Origin of the sequence: Amycolatopsis sp. CFH S0740 (genome assembly GCF_004522315.1) — a bacterium.
Lineage (GTDB): Bacteria > Actinomycetota > Actinomycetes > Mycobacteriales > Pseudonocardiaceae > Amycolatopsis > Amycolatopsis nivea.
On sequence record NZ_SDLS01000006.1, the window covers coordinates 23415 to 38534 of the forward strand.

Annotated in this window: 16 protein-coding genes; 10 read left to right on the forward strand and 6 right to left on the reverse strand. The window is 67.7% G+C overall.

The window, feature by feature from the left end; genetic code table 11:
- Positions 1-89 precede the first annotated feature (89 nt).
- On the forward strand, positions 90-1232 hold the full coding sequence (locus tag EIZ45_RS12490; protein ID WP_134669732.1) for a TetR/AcrR family transcriptional regulator: 1143 nt from the start codon (positions 90-92) through the stop codon (positions 1230-1232).
- Here the strand turns inward: EIZ45_RS12490 and EIZ45_RS12495 are convergent.
- From EIZ45_RS12495 to EIZ45_RS12505, 3 genes are all read right to left on the reverse strand, one after another.
- Positions 1229-2440, reverse strand: a complete 1212-nt coding sequence (locus EIZ45_RS12495) for an oxygenase MpaB family protein (protein WP_134669730.1) — start codon at positions 2438-2440, stop codon at positions 1229-1231. The genes EIZ45_RS12490 and EIZ45_RS12495 overlap by 4 nt on opposite strands.
- Positions 2441-2675: 235 nt before the next feature.
- Complete coding sequence (locus EIZ45_RS12500) at positions 2676-4673, reverse strand: hypothetical protein (RefSeq protein WP_235146613.1); 1998 nt, start codon at positions 4671-4673, stop codon at positions 2676-2678.
- A 104-nt stretch (positions 4674-4777) separates the two neighbouring features.
- Positions 4778-5227: an ArsI/CadI family heavy metal resistance metalloenzyme gene (locus EIZ45_RS12505; protein ID WP_134669728.1), complete on the reverse strand. Its 450-nt coding sequence runs from the start codon at positions 5225-5227 to the stop codon at positions 4778-4780.
- A gap of 80 nt (positions 5228-5307) precedes the next feature.
- Here EIZ45_RS12505 and EIZ45_RS12510 point away from each other — a divergent pair, with 80 nt between their 5' ends.
- Genes EIZ45_RS12510 through EIZ45_RS12530 form a run of 5 tightly spaced genes read left to right on the forward strand, consistent with a single transcriptional unit; the run spans position 5308 to position 8191 of the window.
- Positions 5308-5670, forward strand: a complete 363-nt coding sequence (locus EIZ45_RS12510; protein WP_134669726.1) for a helix-turn-helix transcriptional regulator — start codon at positions 5308-5310, stop codon at positions 5668-5670.
- Positions 5667-6731: an ACR3 family arsenite efflux transporter gene (arsB, locus tag EIZ45_RS12515; protein ID WP_134669724.1), complete on the forward strand. Its 1065-nt coding sequence runs from the start codon at positions 5667-5669 to the stop codon at positions 6729-6731. Before EIZ45_RS12510 ends, arsB begins: the two co-directional genes overlap by 4 nt.
- On the forward strand, positions 6728-7126 hold the full coding sequence (locus EIZ45_RS12520; protein ID WP_134669722.1) for an arsenate reductase ArsC: 399 nt from the start codon (positions 6728-6730) through the stop codon (positions 7124-7126). Before arsB ends, EIZ45_RS12520 begins: the two co-directional genes overlap by 4 nt.
- A 43-nt stretch (positions 7127-7169) precedes the next feature.
- Complete coding sequence (locus EIZ45_RS12525) at positions 7170-7502, forward strand: helix-turn-helix transcriptional regulator (protein ID WP_134669720.1); 333 nt, start codon at positions 7170-7172, stop codon at positions 7500-7502.
- Positions 7499-8191: a methyltransferase domain-containing protein gene (locus EIZ45_RS12530; RefSeq protein WP_134669718.1), complete on the forward strand. Its 693-nt coding sequence runs from the start codon at positions 7499-7501 to the stop codon at positions 8189-8191. The genes EIZ45_RS12525 and EIZ45_RS12530 overlap by 4 nt, the downstream gene beginning before the upstream one ends.
- Here EIZ45_RS12530 and EIZ45_RS12535 read toward each other — a convergent pair.
- A complete protein-coding gene (locus tag EIZ45_RS12535; RefSeq protein WP_134669716.1) occupies positions 8185-9114 on the reverse strand; it encodes a LysR family transcriptional regulator in 930 nt (309 codons plus the stop codon). The two genes, EIZ45_RS12530 and EIZ45_RS12535, sit on opposite strands and share 7 nt — an antisense overlap.
- Before the next feature lie 87 nt (positions 9115-9201).
- Here EIZ45_RS12535 and EIZ45_RS12540 point away from each other — a divergent pair, with 87 nt between their 5' ends.
- From EIZ45_RS12540 to EIZ45_RS12550, 3 genes are read left to right on the forward strand one after another with little or no spacing between them, the layout of a single operon-like run.
- Positions 9202-10035 (forward strand): polysaccharide deacetylase family protein, encoded by an 834-nt coding sequence (locus EIZ45_RS12540; RefSeq protein ID WP_240690940.1) that lies wholly within the window; start codon positions 9202-9204, stop codon positions 10033-10035.
- Positions 10032-10994: an NmrA/HSCARG family protein gene (locus EIZ45_RS12545; protein ID WP_134669714.1), complete on the forward strand. Its 963-nt coding sequence runs from the start codon at positions 10032-10034 to the stop codon at positions 10992-10994. The genes EIZ45_RS12540 and EIZ45_RS12545 overlap by 4 nt, the downstream gene beginning before the upstream one ends.
- Positions 10991-12148 carry a glycine C-acetyltransferase gene (locus tag EIZ45_RS12550; protein WP_134669712.1) on the forward strand — a complete coding sequence of 386 codons (1158 nt, stop codon included), beginning with the start codon at positions 10991-10993 and terminating at the stop codon, positions 12146-12148. Before EIZ45_RS12545 ends, EIZ45_RS12550 begins: the two co-directional genes overlap by 4 nt.
- 61 nt (positions 12149-12209) lie before the next feature.
- Here EIZ45_RS12550 and glnA read toward each other — a convergent pair whose 3' ends face one another.
- The gene (gene glnA, locus EIZ45_RS12555; protein WP_037818277.1) at positions 12210-13634 is read right to left on the reverse strand and encodes a type I glutamate--ammonia ligase; all 1425 of its coding nucleotides are present in this window, start codon (positions 13632-13634) and stop codon (positions 12210-12212) included.
- A 172-nt stretch (positions 13635-13806) separates the two neighbouring features.
- On the opposite strand from glnA, the gene EIZ45_RS12560 reads away from it, so the two are divergent.
- Positions 13807-14295 carry an RDD family protein gene (locus EIZ45_RS12560; protein ID WP_037818278.1) on the forward strand — a complete coding sequence of 163 codons (489 nt, stop codon included), beginning with the start codon at positions 13807-13809 and terminating at the stop codon, positions 14293-14295.
- Positions 14296-14353: 58 nt separating this feature from the next.
- Here the strand turns inward: EIZ45_RS12560 and EIZ45_RS12565 are convergent, their stop codons facing one another.
- The gene (locus EIZ45_RS12565) at positions 14354-15082 is read right to left on the reverse strand and encodes a DUF4191 domain-containing protein (RefSeq protein ID WP_134669710.1); all 729 of its coding nucleotides are present in this window, start codon (positions 15080-15082) and stop codon (positions 14354-14356) included.
- Positions 15083-15120: the final 38 nt, after the last annotated feature.

Consider the following 15120-nt stretch of genomic DNA (forward strand, 5'->3'; position numbering starts at 1 on the left):
ACGCCTCCCGCCCACGTGAAGAGCCGCCCGTCTCGTGATTGACTGGCCGGCATGGCCGTACTTCCGCATCCGAGTGTTCGGGGTCCGCAGTGACCTCCGAACCGGCTGCGGCCACGCGTCCGCGCAATCGCAAGCAGCTCATCGTCGAAGCGGCGGGCCGCGCCTTCAGCGAGCGCGGCTACCACGCGGCGTCGATGGAGGAGATTGCCGCCGCCGTCGGGATCACCGCAGCGGCGCTGTACCGGCATTTCCCGAACAAGTACGCCCTCTTCACCGAGTGCGCCAACGTGATGGCGGACCGCCTCGTCGCCGCCCTCGACGCGGTGCCCGCTGACGCACCAGCCGTGGCCGTCCTCCGTCCGCTGGTCCAGGTCACGGTCGCCCACCGCGAGTCCGGCGGCCTGTACCGCTGGGAAGCCCGCTACCTCGACCGCCCGGACCGGCGCGCGCTGAGCACGAAATTCGCGCAGGTCGTCGCGCGCGTGACTGAGGCAGTGCAGCCGTCCCCGGACGCGGACCTCCGGGCCGTAGCCGCACTCGGCGCGATCGGCTCGATCACCATGCACCGCACGTCGATCGCCCACCATCGCGCCGAGAACTTGCTGACCGAATCCGCCCTCCGCCTCGCCACGTCGACGAGCACCCCGACCGCACCGTCGGTGGAGCTGCCCGCCCAGCCCGTCGCACGGACCCGCCGCGCGCAGATCCTCGCCGCCGCGGTGCCGTTGTTCGAGCGCGACGGATTCGCGACCGTCACGAACGCCCGCATCGCCGAAGCGGTCGGCTTAGTGCCTTCCGCGCTGTACCGCCATTTCCCCAACAAAGCCGAAATCCTGGCGGCAGCCTGCCTGCAAGCCGCAGGACTCCTCTCGCAAGCCGTAGAACAAAACCTCCACGGCACCACTGGCGCGCAAGCCCTGCCCGTTCTGGCCGCGACGTACGTGGCGTACAGCTTCGAACACACCGCATTGACCAACGTTGCCGCAGCCGAACTGGGCGGCCTGCCCGCCGCGTTGCAGCGCCCGCTGATCCTCGCCCAACGCGAGCACATCGCTGTCTGGGAACAACAACTCCGCCTGGCCCGGCCGGAGTTGGATGCGCACCAAGCCCGCGTACTGGTGCACGCGGGCTTCGGCGCAGTAGTCGAAACCGGCCGGCGGCTGCGGTGGGAGGACACTCCCAGCCACCGCGCCGCCGCTACCGCTTTCCTGTTGAGCGCACTGGGGCTCTAGGCTCCCGGCCGATTCGCCGTCGGAAGCGTGATCGGCGTCTGCGTGGGCGAGGTCCCGTTGTTGAGGTACAGCATCGAAATGCCGCGCACGAACTGATCGAAGAGATAGAAACTGCCCGGCATGATCTTGGACGCCCCTTCCCGGAACGCCACATAGGCAGGCCATTCGATCCGCGCCAATGCCGCCTGCGCGTAGTCGCGGGGGAGTCCGAGCCAATCGCCCATCTGGTCGTTGAGCAGATACCGCACCAGTTCGTTGACGAACCCGGAATCGAGCCCGAGCGTCGGATTCTCGATGTACCCGAGCAACGTCTTCGCCAGGCTGACCCCTTCCTCGGTCGGCGCGAGCACCGGCCACAACATCTGCTGCGCCTGCGCTTCCGCGTCCGCCCACGTCTGCGGAATGAACTGCTCCTGGACGCCGAGCAGATGCAGTGCGACTTGCCAGGCATGCAGATCCGCGTCCTGCTCCGCTGTCGACAACGCGATGTTCCACTTGAGCATGTTGCTGCGCGCGAACGTCGCCACGGAATGGAACGTCCGCAAAATGTCCCCGTTGCTGATCGGCCTGGGCTGATCCGCGCCCTCCTGGTACTTCGCCGACGTCGGCAGCAAATTCCGCACCGCCGCGTGCACGAGGCGAGTCTTGTTGGCCGTAACGACGAAATGCCCGTCCGGCGCCCAAGCTTTGGAGTTGTGCAGGTCGTAGCCGAAGGTGAACGTCTTGGCCGCCCGCTGCTTCATGTCCGCGCCGCCGGCCGACCAGTAAACCGCACGCGCCTCCCGCGGAATGACGGTGCTCATGATCCCGCTGCCGAGTGTCTCCGAGACGAACAGATAACTGCTCAACCGGGTGTAAAGCTTCTCCGACGCGGCAAGCTTCGCCGGATCCGCCCACGACGGCAGCTTGTTGACCTGCTGCAGATACGCCACCAGATAGTCCGGCATGCCGGCGGGCAACGGCGCGTCGTTGTCGATCCAGCCCTCCCAGGCCTTGTTGACCGCCGGTACTTTGCCCTCGGCCAGCAACGCCTTGGCGACCGCGTCCGCGCTGTCGTCCCACACCTGGAACGGATCGGCCCCCGTCCCGCTCCCGGCGATGGACCCCTTGCTCGACCACGCCCACGCGGTGCCGGTGGTGCCCGCCATCCCCGCGATGCCCAACGCCGCGCCGAGGGTCAGCACCTTCCTTCTGCTGAGATTCTCCATGTACTTGTCTGCCTCTCTGGTAGGCGTCGTTGCCATCCCATCACCGGCCAGGGGCTGCTCGCCGCCCCCTGTCGACAGTCTCGGAAGAAGTGATTTCTCATTAACATAACGGTGCCGGACAACTGGTGGCAAGAGGTGTCGCCGCTCCGGATCAACGACCGGCCGGGCGCAGCAAAGAACCCCGGACGCCGGTCCGGGGCCAGTCAGGACAGCCGGGCTGCTCGCCGGCGCAGGCTCAACGCCGTCGCTTCTTGCGAGCCTTCCGCGGAGAACGGGAAATTCCGGCAAGCGGATGCACGCTCGCGCGCCCAGGCCGCGGCCGGGCGAACAGTTCGCGCAGCTCTGCCAGACCCGCTTGGTCGGGATGGCCGCAGGCAAGCAGGTCCGCGGTCAGCTCGCGGGCCTCAGGGGCCGGGATCGCGGCGAGCGCGTCGGAGACCGCGTCGGAGCCGCCGGTTTCGAGCAGATGAATGAACTGCTCGATCATGCCGCGCATGGTTTCCTCGTCGCTGAGTTCCTCCAGCGAAAACTCGCCGTCGTCAACGAGAAGTTGCACGGCGAGCGGCCCGAGTTGCCAGTCGTGGCACAACTCCCGCAGCACTGCGGTGCCGTTGGGAAGAGCCTGGACGAGCACGTAGAGCATCGCTCGCGCGCGGGTGCGGAACGGGCTGCGGCGGACCGCGTCCAGCAGGAGCGGCAGCGCGAGTTCCTGCCCGCCGCGGACGGCCATCCATCCGGTCAACTCCGCTTTCGCGGCCTCCGGGTGGTAGTGCTCGGAGAGCAAGCCGAGCAACCCGGCGGGTTCGGCGTCGGACAGCTCCCCGATCAGCGGTGCGTGGCGGCCTTCGGCGACCAGGCGGGCGCGGACCGCCCGAGCCGCCAGCGGAGTCAAGCTCACCAGATCGGTGCTTTCGCCGGAAAGCGCGGTCCGCAGGCGGGCATCGGTGTCCGGAGGAAACCCGGCAGGCCCGTCCGGGCCGAGATCGGCACGGAAAATCGGGTCGGGCACACCGGTCGTGAGCGTGACCGCGCCGAAGTCCGCGAGCGTGGCGAACACCCGGCGCAGGTCCGCGCCGACTCCGCGCCGCCACTCCGGATCGTCCGGCTCATCGAGCCAGACGGCGTCGAGGAAGGACAGCCAGACAGTTTCCTCGAGCCGGACCACCGGCATCGGTTCGGGAAAGCCGTAAAGAGTGTTGAGCACGTCCGGCAGCACTGTGTCGATGATTTCGCCGAACAGCACGGTGTACTCGGGCGCCCAGCGCCCTTGCACGACGAGGTCGGGTGAGGGCAATGCGTTGAACGCCGCGATCCACAGGGCGAGACTGTTCCGGAGCAGGCGCGCGTTCTTCGCGACGCGCACCAGCTTGCCCTTGACTGTCCGGACGACGCGGATCTCTTTCGCCAGCTCGACCAGCCCGGCCAGTACGGGCAGGTCGGCGCTGCTGTGGGTCCGGTAAACCTGGTCGCCGATCGTCGGATCGATCCGGTCGCCGGTGTCCAGCAGGTCCACCAGCTCGCGCGCATCGGCCAGTTTCAGCTGGCCGGTCGAGGTCAGTGCCCGGCCGTCGCCGACCCATTCGACCAGTGCGCGCAACCGGGCGACGACCGGTGTCCGCTCGGCTGCCGCCGCGAGCTCCGCGTCCGGCGGAAGCGACACCGGCAGCTGCGGCACCGCACGCTCAGGATGGCCGCCGTCGAGGAGGTGCCGGGCGGTGATCTCTTCGAGCGCTGCTTCGTCGAAGTCGACGTTCCCCGCCCGAACTTCGGTGAGAAAGTCCCCCATGGCCGCGTTGTCCGCAGGATCGAGGCCGCGCCGGAGCGCGTTCATCACCCAGAACTTGGCCACGCCGAAGTTCCGTTCGTCGGCCATCGCCGCGGCGAATCCGTGACTGGCTTCCACCGCCGCGGCGTCGAGGTCGGCCAGCGGATCACCCGTGGGGTCGGCGAGTTCGTTCGCGTGCAGCCAGCGCAGGAACAGTCGCAGATCTTCCGGGACGCCGGCCGCGTCCTCGGGAGCGGCCGACAGCGTCCGAGGCGTGTAGGACAACAGGAACTCCGTGACCAGGCCAGTCGTCCAGTAGCCCAGCCGGCCGTCGATGCTGTAGTGCCGGAAGTTCAGCGCCGATTCCACCGTCAGCGGATCGACGTGCTCGTCATCGGCCGCGCAGCGCCGTACCAGCAGGGCCTTGGCCGCCTCGAACGCGTCGGCGTCCTCAGGCTCGAAATACATGCGCACGGTGGTCTTCTCGTCCTTTTGCCGGTCCGAAGCGGGCGTGGTGACAGCGTAGGGCGTGGAGGCCCGGGCCCGCGAAGCACCGTGGAATGCGTCTCCGATCAGGCGCAACAGCCCTCTGGCTTGGCCGCCTCCTCGGTCGTGCAGCAGGCGGCGAGCGCGGCACTGTCGGAGCTGTACGTCTGGGAATCCGCCTTGACCGTGTAGACCTCCCACGGCTCCTGCCCGGGACCGTGCACCCACACCTTGTCCTGCACGGCATAGCAGCAGGTGGTGTTGTCCTCGGTCAGCGTCTCCAGACCTTCTCCGGTGAGCCGCTTGCTGGCCTCGTTGACCTCGTCGGTCGATTCGACCTCGACGCCGAGGTGGTCCAAGACGGTGTCCTGACCCGGTTCGCCCTCCAGCAGCACGAGCTTGAGCGCGGGCTCCGCGACGGCGAAGTTGGCGTAACCCGGCCGGAGCTTGGCCGGTTCGACACCGAAGAGCTTTGCGTAGAAGTCGATCGAACCAGCCAGGTCTCCGACCCGCAGGGCGAGCTGAACTCGGGACATCGGCACTCCTTGAATAGATGGTTGTCGAAACAGGCTGCACCTAGATTGCTGTCTATCTAGAGAACTGTCAAGATAGACGTATGTCGAAGCAAATCCTGCTGGCGGCGATCAGTGCGTGCTGTACCCCGTTGGCGCGCGAACCGCTGTCCGAGGATCAGGCCGCGGAGTTGTCGAAGCTGTTCAAAGCGATGTCCGACCCGGTGCGGTTGCGGCTGCTGTCGCTGATCGCGTCCCATGCGGGCGGGGAAGCGTGCGTCTGCGACCTGACCGACGCGTTCGACCTGACCGGTCCCACGATCTCCCATCACCTGAAGGTGCTGCGCGAATGCGGCTTGATCGCAGGGGAGCGGCGCGGCACCTGGGTCTACTACCGCGTCCACCCGGAAGTCCTGGCCCGGCTCTCGGCCGTGCTCGTCCCGAGCGACGCGGAAGCTCGCGCATGACGGCGGAAACCGGCGTCGTCGGCAAACTGTCTACTTTGGACCGCTTCCTTCCGGTGTGGATCGCCGCCGCGATGGTGCTCGGGCTGCTGGCCGGCCGGTGGATTCCGGGGCTGAACACTGTGTTGTCCGCGGTGGAGGTCGACGGGATCTCGCTGCCGATCGCGCTCGGGCTGCTCGTGATGATGTACCCGGTGCTGGCGAAAGTCCGCTACGACCGGCTCGGCAGCGTGACCGCCGACCGGCGGCTGCTGTGGCCGTCGCTGGTGCTGAACTGGCTGATCGGCCCGGCGCTGATGTTCGCGCTCGCCTGGCTGCTGCTGCCCGACCTGCCGGAATACCGGACCGGGCTGATCATCGTCGGCCTCGCCCGCTGCATCGCGATGGTGATCATCTGGAACGACCTCGCCTGCGGCGACCGGGAAGCCGCCGCCGTGCTGGTCGCGCTCAACTCGGTGTTCCAGGTCGTCATGTTCGGCGTCCTCGGCTGGTTCTACCTCGCTGTGCTGCCCGGCTGGCTCGGCCTGCCGCAAGCCGATCTGAGCGTTTCCGCGTGGCAGATCGCCAAGAGCGTGCTGGTCTTCCTGGGCATCCCGCTGCTCGCCGGCTACCTTTCCCGGCGGCTGGGCGAACGCGCGAAGGGTCGCACCTGGTACGAATCCCGGTTCCTGCCGAAGGTCGGCCCGGTCGCGCTGTACGGGCTGCTGTTCACCATCGTGGTCCTGTTCGCGTTGCAGGGAGACCAGATCACCAGCCGTCCGCTCGACGTCGCCCGGATCGCACTGCCGCTGTTGGTCTACTTCGGACTCATGTGGGCGGGCTCCTACGCGCTCGGCAAGGCGGTCGGCCTGTCGTACGAGCGGACCACGACCCTGGCGTTCACCGCGGCGGGCAACAACTTCGAGCTCGCCATCGCGGTTGCGATCGCCACGTTCGGCGCCACGAGCGGACAGGCGCTCGCCGGAGTGGTCGGGCCGCTCATCGAAGTGCCGGTCCTTGTCGCGCTGGTCTACGTGTCTCTCGCGCTTCGCCGCCGATTCGCGACCGCGGTGGTTGCGTCATGAGTGTCCCCGAAGTGCTTTTCGTGTGCGTGCACAACGCCGGGCGTTCGCAGATGGCGGCCGGGTTGCTGCACCATCACGCACGCGGCAAGGTCGTCGTCCGGTCCGCCGGATCCGCGCCGGCCGACACGGTCAACCCCGCCGTCGTCGCGGTCATGGCCGAACTCGGCATCGACCTGTCCCGCGAATTCCCCAAGCCCCTGACCGTCGAGGGCGTCCAGTCGGCGGACGTCGTCATCACCATGGGCTGCGGCGACGCCTGCCCGGTCTTCCCCGGCAAGCGCTACCTGGACTGGCAGCTCGACGACCCGGCAGGCCTCCCGGCCGAGCAGGTCCGCCCCATCCGCGACGAGATCGACCGCCGAGTCCGGGCGCTGCTCGCCGAACTAGCCAGCTGAGCCCTTCATCGTCTATCGTCGATGGGCGATGAAGGGAGTTGCCGTGTTGGACCGAGCCGAGGCGGAGACCTACGCCGGATGGTTCCGCGCGCTCGCGGATCCGACGCGCGTCCAGATCCTGCACCTGATCGCCTCCGCGAATCGCCCGCTGTCAGTCGGCGAAATCGTCGAGCAGGTAAACGTGAGCCAATCGACCGTCTCCGCGCATCTGAAGATCCTCACCGAAGCCCGGTTCGTCCTCGTGCAGCCGCACGGCACCGCCCGGTTGTACCGGGTGAACGAGCGGTGTTTGTCCTGCTTCCCCAGCGCGGCCGACGTCGTCATGGGCCGCGCCGCCGTCCCCTTCGCCGACATCGCTTGCGAGGTACCGAGATGAGTCCAGATCAGGACGCGGTCCGGGAACGCTACGCCAACGCCGCACGACGAGCGCTGGCCGGCGAAGCCACCGGGGAACTCGGCGCACAGCACTACGCCGGGGAAGACGTCCCCGAAACCGTGGCAGCCACCAGTCTCGGCTGTGGAAACCCGCTCGCCGTCGCCGACCTGCGCCCCGGCGAGACTGTCCTCGACCTCGGCTCCGGTGGCGGCCTGGACGTCCTGCTTTCCGCGCGGCGCGTCGGACCCTCCGGCCGCGCCATCGGCCTCGACATGACCGACGAAATGCTCGCTCTCGCCCGGCGACAGGCCGCGCAGGCGGAAGTCGCGAATGTCGAGTTCGTCAAAGGCACGATCGAAGCCATTCCCTTGCCGGACAACACTGTCGACGTCGTGATCTCCAACTGCGTCATCGCCCTGTCGCCGGACAAACCGGCTGTCTTCGCGGGAGTCGCACGCGTGCTGCGTCCCGGCGGCCGCCTCGGCGTGACCGACCTCCTCGCCGAGGAAACGCTGACTGCGGCGGAGCGCGCAGCCGCCGACGAGGAATGCCTCGGCGGAGCACTGACGGCGGACGATTACCGAGCCTTGCTCCACGCTGCGGGCCTCGTGGACGTGGACATCCGGCGTACGCACGAGGTCGGGAACAAGCTGTACTCGGCGATCATCCGCGCCAGCAAGCCTCATTGACGAAGCAGCGGCCCCACTCCCGGAACCCGCGTGATCTCGTCCGCGAGAAACTCCCGCAAAAGTCGCACCCGCGTCAGCTCCGCCCGCTCCGGCACGACGAGCAGATTCACCGGCACCGGCGCGCAACCGTACTCAGGCAGCACCGCCCGCAGCGCTCCGTCTCGCAGAAGGTCGTCCACCAGCCACCGCGGCACGGGCGCGATTCCGCGGCCAGCAACGAGCGCTTCCCGAGCCGCGAGACCGTGATCGACCCGAAGCCGAGGCGTGAAGGTCGCGACGTGCTCCGTGCCCTGTTCGTCGATCAGCGTCAACTCGCCGCTCTTGGCGACGCTGGTCCGGCGAATCACGTCGTGCGACGAGAGATCTTCCGGCGACTCAGGCGTTCCGCGCCGCGCGAGATAATCGGGTAACGCGACCAGAATCTGATGCGCCATCCCGAGCGGACGCAGGCGCAGTTCGCTGTCCGGCTGCGGCCCGAGCTGAATCGCGATGTCCACGCCGTCGCGGATCAGGTCCGAGCGTTCGTCGGTGAGGACGAAGTCGACGCGAATGTCCGGATAGCGATCCTGGAAGCCGAAGATCAACCGGCTCAGGTGCATCACCCCGAAGAAGGCCGAACACGAGATCCGCACTTTGCCGGACGCACCGGTCCTGGCGTCTTCGACCTCCTGCTGAGCCTGTTCGACCAGCCGGAGGATCTCCGTGGCACGGGCGTAATAGCGGCGGCCCTCGTCGGTCAGCGAAATGCTCCTGGTGGTGCGGCTGAACACGGAGACCCCGAGCGCCTCCTCCAGGTCGCCGACATGCCGGGTGACGGTGGACTGCCCGACGCCGAGATCCCGGGCCACCGCGGAGAAACTGCCGCTTTCGGCGACCCGGACGAACGTGCGCATGCGGTCGAGCGTGACTTCTGGCTTATGCATCACGTGGATAAATCCTCTCCGCCGACGAGGCTAAATGAATCGCCCGCCCGCGGCTACCGTCGAAATTCCGACGGAAAGAAGCGGAGAATGCCCATGGGACCCGTGCGGGCTTGGCCGGACGGCAAGAAGGTCGCGGTGAAGATCTGCGTCGCGCTCGAGTCGTGGTCCGACGGCCACTGGCCGGTCTACGCGCCGATGGCCGCCGCCTGGCCGCTGCCCGGCGTGGAGTGCCGGCACAGCATGTCGTGGGCCGAATACGGGGCGACGACCGGAGTGTGGCGGCTGCTCGAAATCCTGGACCGGCACGACCTGCCGGCCACCTTCGGCGTCAGCGGCCTTCTCGCCGAGCGGCACCCCGAACCGGTGCTCGCCGCACACGCCGCCGGACACGAGATCGCAGCGCATTCCTACGCCCAAGACGTCATTCCCGGACAGCTCGATCCCGACGCCGAAGCGGAAAACATCAACCGCTGCACCGAAATCCTGCGAGACGTCACCGGCTCCCGGCCCACCGGCTGGCTCAGCCCACGCGCCACCGAATCCCGCCGCACCTCGGATCTGCTCGCCGCGTCCGGCTACCTCTGGTCCGGCGACCACAGCGACCAGGATTTGCCGTATGTCACGACCACGTCCGCAGGCCCCTTGGTCTACTTGATGCACAGCGACTTCACCGACGTACGCGGTGTCATGGCAGGCCCGCGCGCATACCGGGACATCCACGTCGACTTTCTCGACTACCTCCTCCGCCAGTCGACCCCAGGGATTCTCAACCTGACCGTCCACGCCCATGTCGGCGGACGCCCCCTGTTCGCCGACCAATTCGACCAGCTGCTCCAGGAAGTCGCCCTCCGCCGAGACGACCTCTGGATCGCCACCCACCACGAACTCGCCGAGTACGTGCTCGAGAAGGCCGCGTCATGACTCACACCCTCGTCATCGGCGGAACCGGAGCCATGGGCAGCCGTGTCGTCACCCGGCTCCTCGCCGACACCGACGACGAAGTCACCGTGCTCACCCGCGACCCAGATTCACCCCGCGCGACAGCCCTTTCCCATGACCGCGTGCGGTTAGTCCGAGGCGACGCAAGCGATCCGCGAAGCATCGAGCGCGCGCTGAACGGCGTCTCCCGAGTCTTCTGCAACACCGATTTCTTCTCCACGCAAAGCCCGCTCGCCGAGTTCACGCAAGGCACGAGCATCCTCGAAGCAGCCCGCCAACACGGCGTCGACCGATTCGTGTGGTCCTCGCTGGACAGCGCCGCGACGCTCACCGCCGGCCGCGTTCTCGTGCCGCATTACGAAGCCAAAGCCGCCGTCGCCGCACACATCCAGCTGCACCGATCCGAAGAAATGATGCGCCACGAACCGGACGGCTGGTATTCCGAGCACGTCTCGATCCTGGTGACCTCGCCGTACTTCGAGAACCTCCAGTCCCGCCTGTCACCCGAGGGCGACGAGGCCGTGGTGTTCACCCTCCCGCTCGGCACCGGCCGATACCCGATGATCGCCCTGTCCGACATCGCCTGGTTCGCAGTACACATGCTGGAACACTGGCAATCCTGGGGCGCACGCGATCTGGCCGTCTCCGCGGACAGCCTCACCGGCACCGAAATCGCCGCGACCTTCGAGCGCGTAACCGGGACGCCCTCCCGTTACGAAGACCTGCCACTCGGCACCCTCCACACGAGCATCCCCGACGTCGGCCACGACTACGCCGGAATGTTCGGCTTCTTCCAGCAACACGACGTCGCCGCTCACGACCGCGACCTCGCCCTGTTGCGCCGCCTCCACCCCGGCCTGATGACCTTCGAAGACTGGCTGCACCGAACCGGCTGGGACGGCAGCCGCCGCGAGGTACAGCAGTTCCGGCCTCGACCATGACGTACGCGTCCGTCCGAAACGAACTGCGCGCCACCCTCGAAGACCTCCGCGCCGCAGACCTGTACCAGACCGAACACCGTCTCACCTCGCCGCAATCACCGCGGATCTCCGTAGCCGGACAGGAGTTCCTGAACTTCTGCGCCAACAACTACCTAGGCCTGGCCAACCATCCCGCCGTCATCGCCGCCGCCCAACGAGCCCTCGAAGAGCACGGCTTCGGAATGGCAAGCGTCCGCTTCATCTGCGGCACCCAAACCCTGCACACTGAGCTGGAAGCGCGCCTGTCAGCCTTGCTGGGAACCGAGGCGACAATCCTCAATTCCTCATGCTTCGACGCGAACGGCAGCGTATTCGCCACCCTGCTAGACCAACACGACGCGGTATTCTCCGACGCCCTCAACCACGCCTCAATCATCGACGGCATCAGACTTTCCAAGGCGCGCCGCCACCGCTACCGCACCCTAGCCGAGCTAGAAACCCAACTGGCGACCACCGCCGCCCGCCGCCGACTCATCGTGACCGGCGGCGTCTTCTCCATGGACGGCTCCATCGCCCCGCTGCGAGAAATCTGCGAGCTAGCCGACCGGCACGACGCACTGGTCATGGTCGACGACTCACACGCCACCGGAATCCTCGGCGAGACCGGAGCCGGAACCCCCGAACTCCTAGGCGTATGCGACCGAGTCGACATCGTCACCGGCACCCTGGGCAAAGCCCTCGGCGGCGCGTCCGGCGGGTTTGTCAGCGCCCATGCCGAAATCGTGGACGTGCTGCGGCAGCGCTCCCGCCCGTACCTGTTCTCCAACGCCCTCCCGCCCGCGATCGTCGCAGGCACCCTCACTGCCCTAGACCTCGCCGACCCCTCCCGCCGCGCGGCGCTCCACCGCAACACGGCCGCCTTCCGCTCTCGGATGAGCCACGCAGGCTTCCATCTACTGCCCGGCGAACACCCGATCGTGCCGGTGATGTTCGGCGACGCAGCCGAGGCCGTCCGCATGGCCGAACGCATGCTGCGGTTGGGCGTGTACGTGACAGCGTTCAGCTACCCGGTGGTGCCGCTGGGGGAGGCCCGCATCCGGGTGCAGATCTCGTCGGAACACTCCCTCGACGACCTGAAGCGTTGCGTCGCCGCGTTCATGGCCGCACGCGGCTGATGAAACGCGAATGGCCCGCCAGCACGAGGCTGACGGGCCATTCGAGGAGTGCGAGTTCAGATCACACGTCGTAGTACAGCGAGAACTCGTACGGGTGCGGACGAAGCCGCAGCGGGTCGATTTCGTTCTCGCGCTTGTACTGGATCCACGTCTCGATCACGTCGGGCGTGAAGACGCCGCCCTCGAGCAGGTAGTCGTGGTCCTGCTCCAGGGTGTCCAGCACGGTGCCCAGGTCGCCCGGGACCAGCTTGACGTTCTTGGCCTCCTCGGGCGGCAGCTCGTAGAGGTCCTTGTCGATCGGCTCCGGCGGCTCGATCTTGTTCTTGATGCCGTCGAGCCCGGCCATCATCATCGCGGAGAACGCGAGGTACGGGTTGCCCGACGAGTCCGGGCAGCGGAACTCGGCGCGCTTGGCCTTCGCGTTGTTGCCGGTGATCGGGATGCGGACGCACGCGGAGCGGTTGCGCTGCGAGTACACCAGCGAAACCGGGGCCTCGAAGCCCGGCACCAGGCGGTGGTAGGAGTTCACCGTCGGGTTGGTGAACGCCAGCAGGCTCGGCGCGTGCTTGAGCAGGCCGCCGATGTAGTGCCGCGCCGTGTCGGACAGGCCCGCGTAGCCGGACTCGTCGTGGAACAGCGGCTGGCCGTCCTTCCACAGCGACTGGTGGCAGTGCATGCCCGAGCCGTTGTCGCCGGCGAGCGGCTTCGGCATGAACGTCGCGGTCTTGCCCGCGGCGAACACGGTGTTCTTCACGATGTACTTGAACAGCTGCAGGTCGTCGGCAGCGTGCAGCAGCGTGTTGAACTTGTAGTTGATCTCCGTCTGACCGGCGGTGCCCACCTCGTGGTGCGCTCGCTCGATCTCGAAGCCGGAGTTCGTCAGCGTGCGGACGATGTCGTCACGCAGGTCGGCGAAGTGGTCGACCGGCGGGACGGGGAAGTATCCGCCCTTGAACTTCGTCTTGTAGCCCTGGTTCCCGCCCTCGGTGTCGGCGCCGGTGTTCCACCAGCCCTCGACCGAGTCGATCTCGTGGAACGACAGGTGCTCGGCGTCCTCGAAACGGACCGAGTCGAAGATGTAGAACTCCGCCTCGGGGCCGAAGAAGACGTTGTCGGCGACGCCGTACTCCGCGATGTACTGCTCGGCCTTGCGCGCGATGTTGCGCGGGTCGCGGCTGTAGGCCTCGCGGGTGAACGGGTCGTGCACGAAGAAGTTCAGCGAGAGCGTCTTCGCCTTGCGGAACGGGTCGATCCGCGCCGTCTCGGGGTCCGGCAGCAGCAGCATGTCGGACTCGTGGATCGACTGGAAGCCGCGCACCGAGGAGCCGTCGAAGGCGAGACCCTCTTCGTACGCCTCCAGGTCGAACGCCTTGGCCGGCACCGTGAAGTGCTGCATGACGCCCGGCAGGTCGCAGAACCTGACGTCGATCGACTCGACCTTCTCGTCGGCGATGAGGCGCTGAATGTCGTCTGGAGTAGTGGGCACCCTCGGTGACTCCTTCTCGTTCGTTACCGGCGGCTGTACTCTCTTCGGCTCACGCTAAGAGGGCGGTGTTGCCCGACCGTCACCCGAATGTTTCGCGGGTGTTAACGGGCCGCCGTCACTGCCCAGTCGACCAGGCCGGATGTGGTCCGCGCCACCGGCATACCCTGGACGGGTGGCGAGATGGACGGGTGAATGGCTGCCGGGCACGGGCGACGGCTCCACCGCGGCGGGCCCGCGCGAGGCCCCGAAGTGGCGCGGCGAGTCGATGGGCCTGCCCGAATCGGGCGTGGGCGCGGTGGCGGGCGGCGGCCCGCGCTTCCTCGCACTCGTGCTCGACCTGGTGCTCGCCTCCCTGATCACGGCCCTGTTCGTGCGCTACGACCTGCAGAACGCCGCCGCGATGCAGACGTTCAACCTCTGGGCGGGCGCCGTCTGGGCGGTCATCACGGTCATTCCGGTCACGTTCTTCGGCTTCACCCCCGGCATGGCGGCCCTCGGCATCCGGGTGGCGCGCCTGGACGGGGCGGCGATGGTCGGCGCGTGGCGCGCGCTGGTGCGGATGGTGCTCACGGTGCTGCTGCTCCCGCCGCTGGTGCGCAACGCCGACGGCCGCAACTGGCTCGACCGCGTCACCAACACCGTCGTCATCCGGATGCGCTGACCCCTGGACGCGAAGAACCCCCGGTCGCGGCGGACCGGGGGTTCTCGACAACCAGGCGTCAGCGACGGCGGATGGTGCGCTGCACGTTCCGCATCTTCGCGCCCGCGGGCATCGGGCCCTTCGGCATCGCGGCGCCGCGCGAGCCGAGCGCGGCCAGCTTCGCCTCGAGGGCGTCGATCTGGGCCGGCTTGAGGTTGCGCGGCAGCTTCGTCAGGTGCGACTGCAGCTTCTTGAGGGGGACCTGCTTCTCCTCGTGCCCGATCGTCACGTCGTAGATCGGGGTGTCGCCGACCAGCCGCGACACGCGCTTCTTCTCCTGCGCGAGCAGGCTCTTCACCCGGTGCGGCGCGCCTTCGGCCACGAGGATCACGCCGGGGTGGCCGAGCACGCGGTGGACGGCGTCAAGCTGGGTCGTCGCGGCGACGGTCGGCGTGACCTTCCACTTGCCGCGCATGTTCTCCAGCGCCCAGGCTCCCGCGCCGGGCTGGCCGTCGGCCTTGCCGTAGACCGTGCGCTGCACGCGCCTGCCGAAGATGATCACGGCGAGCAGGATGCCGAGCACGATGCCCAGCGGCAGCAGCGTCCACTGGATGCCGAAGATGAGCCCGATGCAAAACAGCACACCGGCGACGACCACGATCGAACCGACCATCCAGGGGATGAGCATCGGGTCTTCGCGGCGCTGCATCTTGAACGCCTCGAACAGCTGGCCGCGCCGGGCCTTGCTCGCAGCGCGCTTTTCCCGCTTGGCCTGCTTGGCCGCTTCCTTGTCCTGCTTGCCCGCCATATGACCAGGATACGGCCGCGTGTCCGGCCGGGAATCCG

Bases quoted from the DNA above. Each gene is read 5' to 3' on its own strand.
- EIZ45_RS12495 (WP_134669730.1), bottom strand. From the start codon at position 2,440: ATGGAGAATCTCAGCAGAAGGAAGGTGCTGACCCTCGGCGCGGCGTTG.
- EIZ45_RS12500 (WP_235146613.1), bottom strand. From the start codon at position 4,673: ATGTATTTCGAGCCTGAGGACGCCGACGCGTTCGAGGCGGCCAAGGCC.
- EIZ45_RS12505 (WP_134669728.1), bottom strand. From the start codon at position 5,227: ATGTCCCGAGTTCAGCTCGCCCTGCGGGTCGGAGACCTGGCTGGTTCG.
- EIZ45_RS12510 (WP_134669726.1), top strand. From the start codon at position 5,308: ATGTCGAAGCAAATCCTGCTGGCGGCGATCAGTGCGTGCTGTACCCCG.
- arsB (WP_134669724.1), top strand. From the start codon at position 5,667: ATGACGGCGGAAACCGGCGTCGTCGGCAAACTGTCTACTTTGGACCGC.
- EIZ45_RS12520 (WP_134669722.1), top strand. From the start codon at position 6,728: ATGAGTGTCCCCGAAGTGCTTTTCGTGTGCGTGCACAACGCCGGGCGT.
- EIZ45_RS12530 (WP_134669718.1), top strand. From the start codon at position 7,499: ATGAGTCCAGATCAGGACGCGGTCCGGGAACGCTACGCCAACGCCGCA.
- EIZ45_RS12535 (WP_134669716.1), bottom strand. From the start codon at position 9,114: ATGCATAAGCCAGAAGTCACGCTCGACCGCATGCGCACGTTCGTCCGG.
- EIZ45_RS12540 (WP_240690940.1), top strand. From the start codon at position 9,202: ATGCCCATGGGACCCGTGCGGGCTTGGCCGGACGGCAAGAAGGTCGCG.
- EIZ45_RS12545 (WP_134669714.1), top strand. From the start codon at position 10,032: ATGACTCACACCCTCGTCATCGGCGGAACCGGAGCCATGGGCAGCCGT.
- EIZ45_RS12550 (WP_134669712.1), top strand. From the start codon at position 10,991: ATGACGTACGCGTCCGTCCGAAACGAACTGCGCGCCACCCTCGAAGAC.
- EIZ45_RS12565 (WP_134669710.1), bottom strand. From the start codon at position 15,082: ATGGCGGGCAAGCAGGACAAGGAAGCGGCCAAGCAGGCCAAGCGGGAA.